This window comes from Aporhodopirellula sallentina SM41, assembly GCF_000346505.1.
In the GTDB taxonomy this organism is placed as follows: Bacteria; Planctomycetota; Planctomycetia; order Pirellulales; family Pirellulaceae; genus Rhodopirellula; species Rhodopirellula sallentina.
Genome location: NZ_ANOH01000143.1, coordinates 1 through 8,384, shown reverse-complemented (window position 1 = coordinate 8,384; position 8,384 = coordinate 1). Strand labels below are relative to the sequence as shown.

Below are 8,384 nucleotides of genomic sequence, written 5' to 3'. Positions count from 1 at the left end.
GCATCCGGAGCATTGAAACACGCCGCGTGCCAGAATCTTTCTTGATTCGCGACCGAAGTTCGGACGCGCCGAAAGCGTTTCCCTGCTGCGGGTCGCAATCTCGGCGAATCATCCGGGCTAGACCATTCGCATGCGTTTCCAGGTGCCTTGGGCGTAGCGGGCGGACATGGCGGCGGCGAGTGAGATGATCCACGCGGTCAGCACCATCCACCACCAACGCAGTGCTCCGGCGACGGAATCCGACATGCTCGTCGCGGTCGCGGTTGCAGGTTCGTCGCTGCCCCAGAGAACAGGCTCCCAGTCTGGTTCAAAGGCCACGCCGGCGGACAGGGCGATGAGTGAGACCGTCATTCCCGCGAGTAGTACGAACCATGTGTCGCCGGCTCCACGCAGTGCACCGGCTAGGATTAATTGGGTCGCATCGAGCAAAACGTAGATCGCGACGAAACCGAGCAGCCCTTCAGCGGTTTGCAGTGCGAGTGCGGCGTCATCGGAAATGGTGGATGCGTTCTGGTTGACAGCGTAGAGCGAGATCAATGTTTCGGCGCTGGACCAATACGCGATCGCCCAGGCGGCGGAGTAGGCCCACGAAATGATGAGCGCGGCACGCACGCAACGAATTGCTGATTCCGGGCCGCTGCGAACGAGATGTTGTCCGACCAAGACCGAAGCTGCGATCGACATTCCGACCAGGGGTATGAAGGCGATCATGTTGAAATTGATCGCCATCGTTGTGGCTTGCAGTGGGACGTCGCCGAGCCTGCCGATCATCAGCACAATCACCGCAAACGCGCCGGCTTCGGTGACGTACATCAAGCCTGTTGGGAAGCCGAAGTAGGCGAGTTTCCACATCATGCGGCGGTCCCATCGCAAGCCTGTGACGATTCCGTAGGCGTGACGGAACCGCGGGAGCAGCAAGATCGCTGCGTAGCAGATCGCTTTGAACCAGAACGATATCACGCTCGCGATTCCCGCTCCGGCGATTCCCAGTTCCCAGACCCGGGGTCCGTCTCCGCCCCACCAGGACGGATCGATACCGAATATCAAGACGACGTCCAGCAACAAATTGATTGCACCGGAGATGACGCTGACGATCGCGATGGTTCGGGTGCGGTGTGTGCCGCTGAAGAATCCAGACAGCGACGTCTGCAGGACTTCGCCGGCGCCGCCCCACATCAGGATTTGGAAGTAGACCGTTTGCAGTGGAATCAACGCCGGTGCCTGGTCGCTCCATTGAAACAACGGTTCGGCGAAGTAGGCGAGTGTCAGGAACAGCGGCATCGTTGCGAGCGAGAACCAAACCGATTGCCACAGCATTCGGCCGATCCGTTTGGGCTGTCCGGCGCCGACGTATTGGCTGGCGATCGCGCCGGTCATCGACGCGATCCCGACGAAGATGCAAATGCTGACCCAGAACAGGTTGCCGGCCGCCATGGCGGCGCCCATTTCGGCGGGTTCGTGTTGGAATAGCAGCGTCCGGTCAGCGAACAGCACGAGGGAGAACATCCCCGTGCTGATCATCAGCGGGACCGCGATGCGAAGCACCTCGGCGTAGGCGGAGCGCATGGAGTTTATTCCGAGGCTACGGTTTTCTTATCAGAGGCCGTTTTTTTGAACAGGCGATCCAGAACGCCATTGATGAACCGCGGGCTGTTCTCGCCACCGTATCGCCGGGCGAGTGTCAGGGCTTCGGAGATCGCGACCTGGCCTGGCGTTTTCGAATACAGGATTTCGTAGGCACCCAGACGCAGAACGTTCCGGTCGGTGACGGGCATCCGGCCGAGCGCCCAGTTCGTCGAGAGTCGCTTCAGTTCCTGGTCGATTTCGTCGCGATGCGCCATCGTGCCTTCGAGCAGTTCGGTGGCGAACGTGGTGAGCAAGTTGCGTCCTTGCAAGCGCGAGCGGATGAACCGGCGCGACGCAGCAGCATCGCGCCAATCATTCAGATCAGCCTCGTAGAGAAGTTGCAAGACAATTTCGCGTGCTCGTCGTCGTGTAGCCATGCGTGATAACATGCCTCACAAAGATAGAGGATGTCAACGGGACGGTTTTGATGATGCGGGGAGGCTCGGTTTTTCGCCTGTAGCACGAGGATTTTACGAAAGACATCCGTCCACCGGTGGCTCGGTGGTGGGGCGCTGATGCCTGTGCCGCGCCGGCGGCAGGCGACGTCTCCGTTCCGAGCCTGCGACCGCTCATCGAGGCGATCAGATGGTGACTTCCGCGTAGGTCTCTTCGCTTTCCCAGAGGCGTACTTTGAACGCGGTGGCTCCGCTCTGGTCGAGCAGTTTTGGGCAGATCTCGTGCAGGAAGTGTTTGGCCATGTTCTCAGCCGTCGGGTTGCAGTCGAGTTCGTAGATTCGGTGTGGCACGGAACTGCGGATTGCGTCGAGTCCGTTTTGGTCTTTGTCCCACAAGACAAACGTGTGATCCCAGTTTTCGTCGATCCACGTTTTGCATCGAGTTTTGAGTTGTTTGAAGTCGAGGATTCTGCCCACGGCGTCTTGTTCTTGACCGGTCACGTAGACCTCGAGCACGTAGTTGTGCCCGTGAAGGTTTTGGCACTTTCCTTCGTGACCTACCAATCGGTGGCCGGCGCAGAAAGTGAAACGGCGCATGATAGAAATCGACACAGGTTGTCTTTCAATTCTTAGCAGAGCGGGGATTCATGGTGACGGCGCGTAGCCGTTTTCTCGCAACCCATGATAGCGTGCTTGGCAAGGTTCGCACGCCCCAGCGCACTCCACGGGGTGGTCGACTCTGCGCGGTTAACTCTGAGCGATTCACTCTGAGCGGTTAGCTCTGAGCGGTGTCTTGCACCGCTGTGTTGCTTGTGTAGTTCGCGGCTTGGTTTCGCGTGGCGGTCGTGGATCTATTGAAAGATCACTTTGCAGTAGGATGTTTCACAAGATCCAGTTCGGGGGAAAGAGTTGGCAATAGACTGCTAGCGGGTTTTGATCTCGCCGCCGTTTGGTTCGCGTCCGAGTGTGGTGTTCACGTCGTGATTCGATTTTCGGTGGCGGTACGACACGAAGCGATGAACCGGGCCGCGCGGTTGATACTCGTCCGACGCTTCCGTTCCGACTCGGCCAGCCATCTGCAATTGGCCGGCGATCAGATTGACCGATTCGATCACGAGTGGTTTGATGACGAAGCGAGGATCTTCCTGAGGGATTTCGACTAAGGCGATCGGTCCCGTCTCGGTAAAGTCCCAACGGATATCGAGGTCGCCCATCGCGGCTTCTTTGCTGATCTTTCGAACGAACGGTTCGAGCGGCAGTGGCAGGGCGCCTGCCTTCAAATCCGAAAGCGCGATTGCGAGCAGGTTGGGTTCCTCGGTCATCTCAACACTGAGTCGGCACGAGACAACCGTATCCCATCGTTTGGATCGATAGCGTGCCGCGGCGAACAGTTCGCCATTTTCTAGCGCGATCGCGGGATCCGATACGCCGTGAGCAAACAGTCGTCCAAACCGTTCGGGAAGTTCGCTTTGCAACCACGCGTTGATCTCCTCTTCGCTGAACGACGTTCTCCAGAAGCTACCCTTTTGAGTTTGCTGTCGAACCTGTTCAACATCATGTTCGAGTTGGTTCCGCGCGATCTCGGCGATCGGTCCCGATTGATTGCGTGCTCGGTTGTAAAACTCGGGCACCTGTTTGGACTGTGATACCGCCCACCAACTGGCTCCGGAAACAACGACAACGCAGACGGCGACGATCCCCATCGAGAATCGTACCCACCGGTTCTTGAGGATACTTTTGAAGCGGCTCATCAGATCTCCGAGATGGATAACGACAGTTGAGGCGAGGCGTTGTTGCAACCAGGCCGGGTAATATTGGAAGCGGTATTGGCGCTCAAAACAACCGAAAGTCGTGCCGCGGAGGAGTCAATTCTGATGAAAATTGCTTAGAAACGCAGGGGTGTCGGCAACCACCTGCGAATCCGACCCGCGATCGTTTCCGAGGATTCTGAACTCGAATTTGTGCTGTTGGATGTTTGTTCGTTGTCGGCCTTTACGCGTGTTTGGGGGGGCACGGTTCGAGAGCGAGTGTCGTTTTGTGATGGTGAAATTGGTGCCGATGGCTCAGTGGGGGCGATTCCGGATCTCGACTTCGCCGGTGGAGGTGTGATCGCACTGATGGCAGGAGTCGTGACTGAATCTTCTCGCCACATCGGAGTTGGTCGCGGCACATCGAACGGAAAGCGACTGCGTTTTTTACCGGTCGTGTTGTCTTCGGAATCCGTGTCGAGCATTGATACGGAGGTCGGTTTTGCGATTCGCAGCAGGTCCTTGGCCCAGTAGTTTTTCATCAGTCGAGCGGCAGGTTTGAGATCTGCGTGCTGCAGTCCTTGAACGGCCAAGTAAGCGAGGCTTTGCAGTTCGGATCGTTCGTTGGCGCTGGCGAAATAGTCCGTCACGACGATGTCATCGATCCATACGTCCGATGATGAAAAGTTGTCGATCGTGACGCGAAGGTTCTGGTCGCGTGCTCCGTCGACATCGAGCCATTCCAACACGAGTCGTCCGGTCTGCCACTTGCCGTCGTTGGCGATTTGAATCGTTTGGCTACGGCGGATCGGATGGCCGTTGCGTTCGCCTTCGATGGCGACGCGGATCTCGGCTTTTTCGGTTTGGGCAAGAGCTGTTTTGGCTTTCCCGTCCGGCGTGATTTCGTCTTTGGGGTCTTCGCTGCGGACTGACATCGAGATACCAAGGCGACCTGCGATGGGCCGTGCAATTTCCCGGCTGATCAACCAGGATGCGGAACCGCTGGTCCCTTTGCCGCTCATGCGAATCGCCTTTTGCCCTTCACTGAAGATCAGCGAGTCGAGCGTCACGGCGTCGGATGGATGGTGAGCATGCATCCAGCCAGGGATCCCGAGTTCGTGAGGTTGTTCGAATCCACCGTTTGCGAGAAGGTTGCGACAGTTCGTTTGCGATGGTGCGGGCGACGACTCGTCACGTGGGGCGGCGAGTCGGTCTACCGCGGTCACTCCGGCGGAGACTGTTTTGGATTCGGTGCGTTCCTTTGCCGGGCCGGAAGGACTGATTGCTCGCGTGACGCTCCATCGATCCGTCGACCACAGGACGCTCGCCCAGCTCGATGAACCGGTGTCTGACGTTCGGTCCGCTGCGCCCGTCGAGGCACCACGAGTGACGCGTTGTTGGTTAGAGGCAACCATTGTCTGCGCCGGAGAGCGAACGGGCGAGGTCAGGCCGGCGAGTTCGCCGAGCAAGCCAAGGTTCTCGACAATCGTTGTGACTTGCGAGGTCAGCAGCGCGACTCGAGAGCGCGCGTCGTCGATTCGGACGGTGTAGCGCAGCGTCGGCGAAAGTTTCGTTGGGGTGCAGGCAACGCTCGCTGAAAGTGCGGGGATAACGACTGTGGCGCCGTCGGTGGTTTGTTCCGGTGTGCTCAATCGAGCGGATTCGATAGGGGCGGGGGAGATCGCTTCCCACTGGGTTGTTTCGGGGATGGGGAAGGTGACCCGCATCGGCCATGGTGCGTCGTTGATGCAAACCAGGACGGAGTGTCCGCTGAGCCGCGCGTAGCGAACGTGCACCAACGAATTGACCGATTGCCGCGGTTCAGCCGATCGGTTGGGAGTGAGCCACAGGGTGTCTTCGCCCCAGCAGTTGGCCCACAATTCCAATGCTCCGCGTACCGAACCGGTGTCTGGGATGGCTTCTCCGTTGAGGAGCGTTTCGTCGATCAACAGGCCGTGTTGGCAGGTGTTCGGTTGATTGGCGTCTTTCGAATTCTTCGGCGGTGCGTAGCGTACGACCCAGCGAGCCCAGTCTTGCAGCCAGCAATTCGCGGCGAAGGCTTCGTCGCGTTTGAGTAGCGGTAGGTCGTTGGGCAAATTGGCAGAATCGGCCGCGTCGTCGGTCTGTTTTTCGGCGGTTAGCAGGTCGCTCGTGCTATCGCGGCATCCAAACCAAAGCAAGTCGGCGTCGGCTGCGGCGTTCATCGGTGGCGGAAAGTGGCCACGGATTGTTTGTGCGGATGGCCGCAGTAGTGTGGCGACGCGAAGCTCTTGGGCGGCTGTTGTCGAGCCAGGCGTTGTCGATTGATCGATGCGGCGCAGCGTGACGACGTTTTTGTTTTGCTCGGTCGCGTTGGTCGATTCACTCGTTGCCGGTGCGGTGCCGGACGCTTCGGAATCGGCCATTGGGGCGAATTCCCAAATTTGCAGTCCGAGTCGGTTGGCTTTCGCTTTGACGCACTCGGTGAGCAGGTCGTTGCGGAGTTTTTCTTCGCTGGTGGAGTTGGCGTTTGGTGCGTTGAGGACGATTCCGTCTGCGGATGACGCGAGGATCGTATCGAGTCGTTGCTCGATCGAATTTACGATGCTGCCCCATTGCTGAGCCGGCGTGGACCCTGTCTGCGAGCCGCCCGATAGGCCCCATGTGAAACGCGATGTCAACGACGATCGGGCTTTGAGTGGTTCTGCGGCGAACGCACCCGATGCGGAATCGAATTCGGGGAATCCGGACCAACGCACGAGAGTGCCGCGGGGGGGAATCGGGGATGCTGTGTGAGGTGTCGCCGGGTCTGCTGCGGTGACTTTGGAGGATGGCAGGACAATCAGTGGCCAGGATTCGGGAGCGATCGTGGGATCGTCCGCGTCGCCTCGTTCTCGGAGCAGGCCACGGTCGAGGCTCAGGATGCCCCGCCATCGCGACGTGGCGGATGCGTGAGTGTCCAGTTTGATCTCGTAAACGCCTTCGGAGAGCGGAGTGGCGAGCCGGAACTCCCATCGTGCGATCTGCTCGGAACTCTTCGGTGTGTCTGACTTGGTGGCCGTGTCTTGCGAGTCGTCGATCGCAGCGTCGGCTCGCAGGAGTGTCGCTCGCTCAACGGCACTGCGGTCGGACGTTGAGGTGATGACGACGCTGCAGCCTGACCAGTGATCTTCCGGCAGGGCCGTGTTGTCGTCGCGGCGGCATTCGATCACGCCGTGGATCGATTGTGTGTCGTAAGCCAGCACCGGTTGCACGTTAACGTCATCCACGAGGCGCTCGCCACTGCCCGGTGTCTTCAGCGTCGTTTTAAGGGTGATCGGCGGTTGTGGATCGTCGGCGGGCACCGTTTGGGGCGGTGGCGGCGACTCCTCTTCCGCTCGCAGTATCGCCGGGGGGGCGACGGCGTGCGTCAAAAGTAGCATCCCGGTCGTGACGACGATGCAAATTGACCGGCGAAAAACGAGGCAGGGGAAGAGTAGATCGATCACAGTAACGACGTCGCTCACGCTCGAATAGGTTCATGGGAGTGACTGCAATAAGCCAACTCGAAGCTAGTCATTTATTCACTCTGGTCACAAGGCCGTTTTTTGGATTGGTGCCGTAAATTGCGGGCAATCGATCTGGTGCCGGGCGACCGTGGGATGTCAGAATGCGTGATCGAATTGATTTGTTTTCTCTCGACGAGACTCCCATGGCATCGAAGAGTCGATCGAAACCTATGCTCGACGCGGTGGCGTATGTCGTCGTCCGCGGAATTGTTTGTGTCATCCAGGTACTGCCCTTGGACATGGGCGATCACCTTTGTCGCGGTCTTGCGGCGTTGTTGTCTGGGCCGTTGCCGGTGCGGGCGCGAACGATTTCAGAAACGCTCGAGAAGATTTATCCGAGCGTGGATGAACAGCGTGCCCGAGGTTTGACGCTGGCGATGTGGCATCATTTGATGTTGATGGTTTGCGAGGTCGCGTGGGCTCAGCGTCGTTTGCACCGGGCGAACTGGATCGAGCATGTTCAGTTTCAAGGCAATCGTGAGATGCTCGCGGCGAGTTTGTCGCCCCGCCCCTCGGTCCTGGTCAGCGGGCATTTTGGGAATTTTGAAATCGGCAGCTACACCCTCGGATTGATGGGGATGAAGACGCTCGCGATCGCGAGAAAGCTAGACAACATTCACCTACACCGCTGGGTCGAGCGTTTTCGCGGCGCGAAGGGCCAGCGGTTGGTCGACAAGAACGGTTGTGCCCCGATCGTTGAGAAGTTCATGGATGAGGGCGGCACGTTGTCGTTATTGGCTGACCAGCACGCCGGCGATAAGGGGCTGTGGGTCGACTTTTGCGGCGTGCCCGCATCGTGTCATAAGGCGCTCGCGTTGTTCTCGCTCGCCCACGAGGCCCCGATGTTGGCTGTGTATACTCGCCGCGTTGATGGGCGGCCGATGCAGTTCGAGTCTGCCATGATGGAGATGGTTGACCCGGCCGATAAAGATGCCGACGGCAGGACGAATCCGGATTGCGAGTCGGTCGAGGCGTTGACGCGTTGGTATAACCGGCAACTCGAACGATCGATCGATCGGGCGCCGGAGCAATATTGGTGGCTGCACCGCAGATGGCGAACACCGTCACCACGAGTGGCCAAACGTTTG

6 protein-coding genes are annotated in these 8,384 nt (G+C 58.9%); 1 reads left to right on the top strand and 5 read right to left on the bottom strand.

Annotated elements, in window-relative coordinates:
- Positions 1-117: 117 nt before the first annotated feature.
- The 5 genes from RSSM_RS09405 to RSSM_RS09385 form a co-directional block, all read right to left on the bottom strand.
- Positions 118-1,566 carry an MATE family efflux transporter gene (locus tag RSSM_RS09405; RefSeq protein WP_008677156.1) on the bottom strand — a complete coding sequence of 483 codons (1,449 nt, stop codon included), beginning with the start codon at positions 1,564-1,566 and terminating at the stop codon, positions 118-120.
- Positions 1,567-1,571: 5 nt separating this feature from the next.
- The gene (gene nusB / locus RSSM_RS09400; protein ID WP_173403144.1) at positions 1,572-2,015 is read right to left on the bottom strand and encodes a transcription antitermination factor NusB; all 444 of its coding nucleotides are present in this window, start codon (positions 2,013-2,015) and stop codon (positions 1,572-1,574) included.
- A 192-nt stretch (positions 2,016-2,207) separates the two neighbouring features.
- The gene (gene queD / locus RSSM_RS09395; protein ID WP_008677152.1) at positions 2,208-2,618 is read right to left on the bottom strand and encodes a 6-carboxytetrahydropterin synthase QueD; all 411 of its coding nucleotides are present in this window, start codon (positions 2,616-2,618) and stop codon (positions 2,208-2,210) included.
- Positions 2,619-2,944: 326 nt separating this feature from the next.
- Entirely contained in the window at positions 2,945-3,772 is an 828-nt protein-coding gene (locus tag RSSM_RS09390; RefSeq protein ID WP_044302007.1) for a hypothetical protein, read from the bottom strand.
- Positions 3,773-3,906: 134 nt separating this feature from the next.
- Positions 3,907-7,170: a hypothetical protein gene (locus RSSM_RS09385; protein ID WP_236621036.1), complete on the bottom strand. Its 3,264-nt coding sequence runs from the start codon at positions 7,168-7,170 to the stop codon at positions 3,907-3,909.
- Positions 7,171-7,397: 227 nt separating this feature from the next.
- Between RSSM_RS09385 and RSSM_RS09380 the strand changes: the two genes are divergently transcribed.
- A partial coding sequence (locus RSSM_RS09380) for a lysophospholipid acyltransferase family protein (RefSeq protein WP_236621035.1) occupies positions 7,398-8,384 on the top strand: 987 nt, incomplete at its 3' end.

Coding starts and splice junctions, on each gene's coding strand:
- RSSM_RS09385 (WP_236621036.1), bottom strand. CDS start 7,170: ATGCTACTTTTGACGCACGCCGTCGCCCCCCCGGCGATACTGCGAGCG.
- nusB (WP_173403144.1), bottom strand. CDS start 2,015: ATGTTATCACGCATGGCTACACGACGACGAGCACGCGAAATTGTCTTG.
- queD (WP_008677152.1), bottom strand. CDS start 2,618: ATGCGCCGTTTCACTTTCTGCGCCGGCCACCGATTGGTAGGTCACGAA.
- RSSM_RS09405 (WP_008677156.1), bottom strand. CDS start 1,566: ATGCGCTCCGCCTACGCCGAGGTGCTTCGCATCGCGGTCCCGCTGATG.
- RSSM_RS09390 (WP_044302007.1), bottom strand. CDS start 3,772: ATGAGCCGCTTCAAAAGTATCCTCAAGAACCGGTGGGTACGATTCTCG.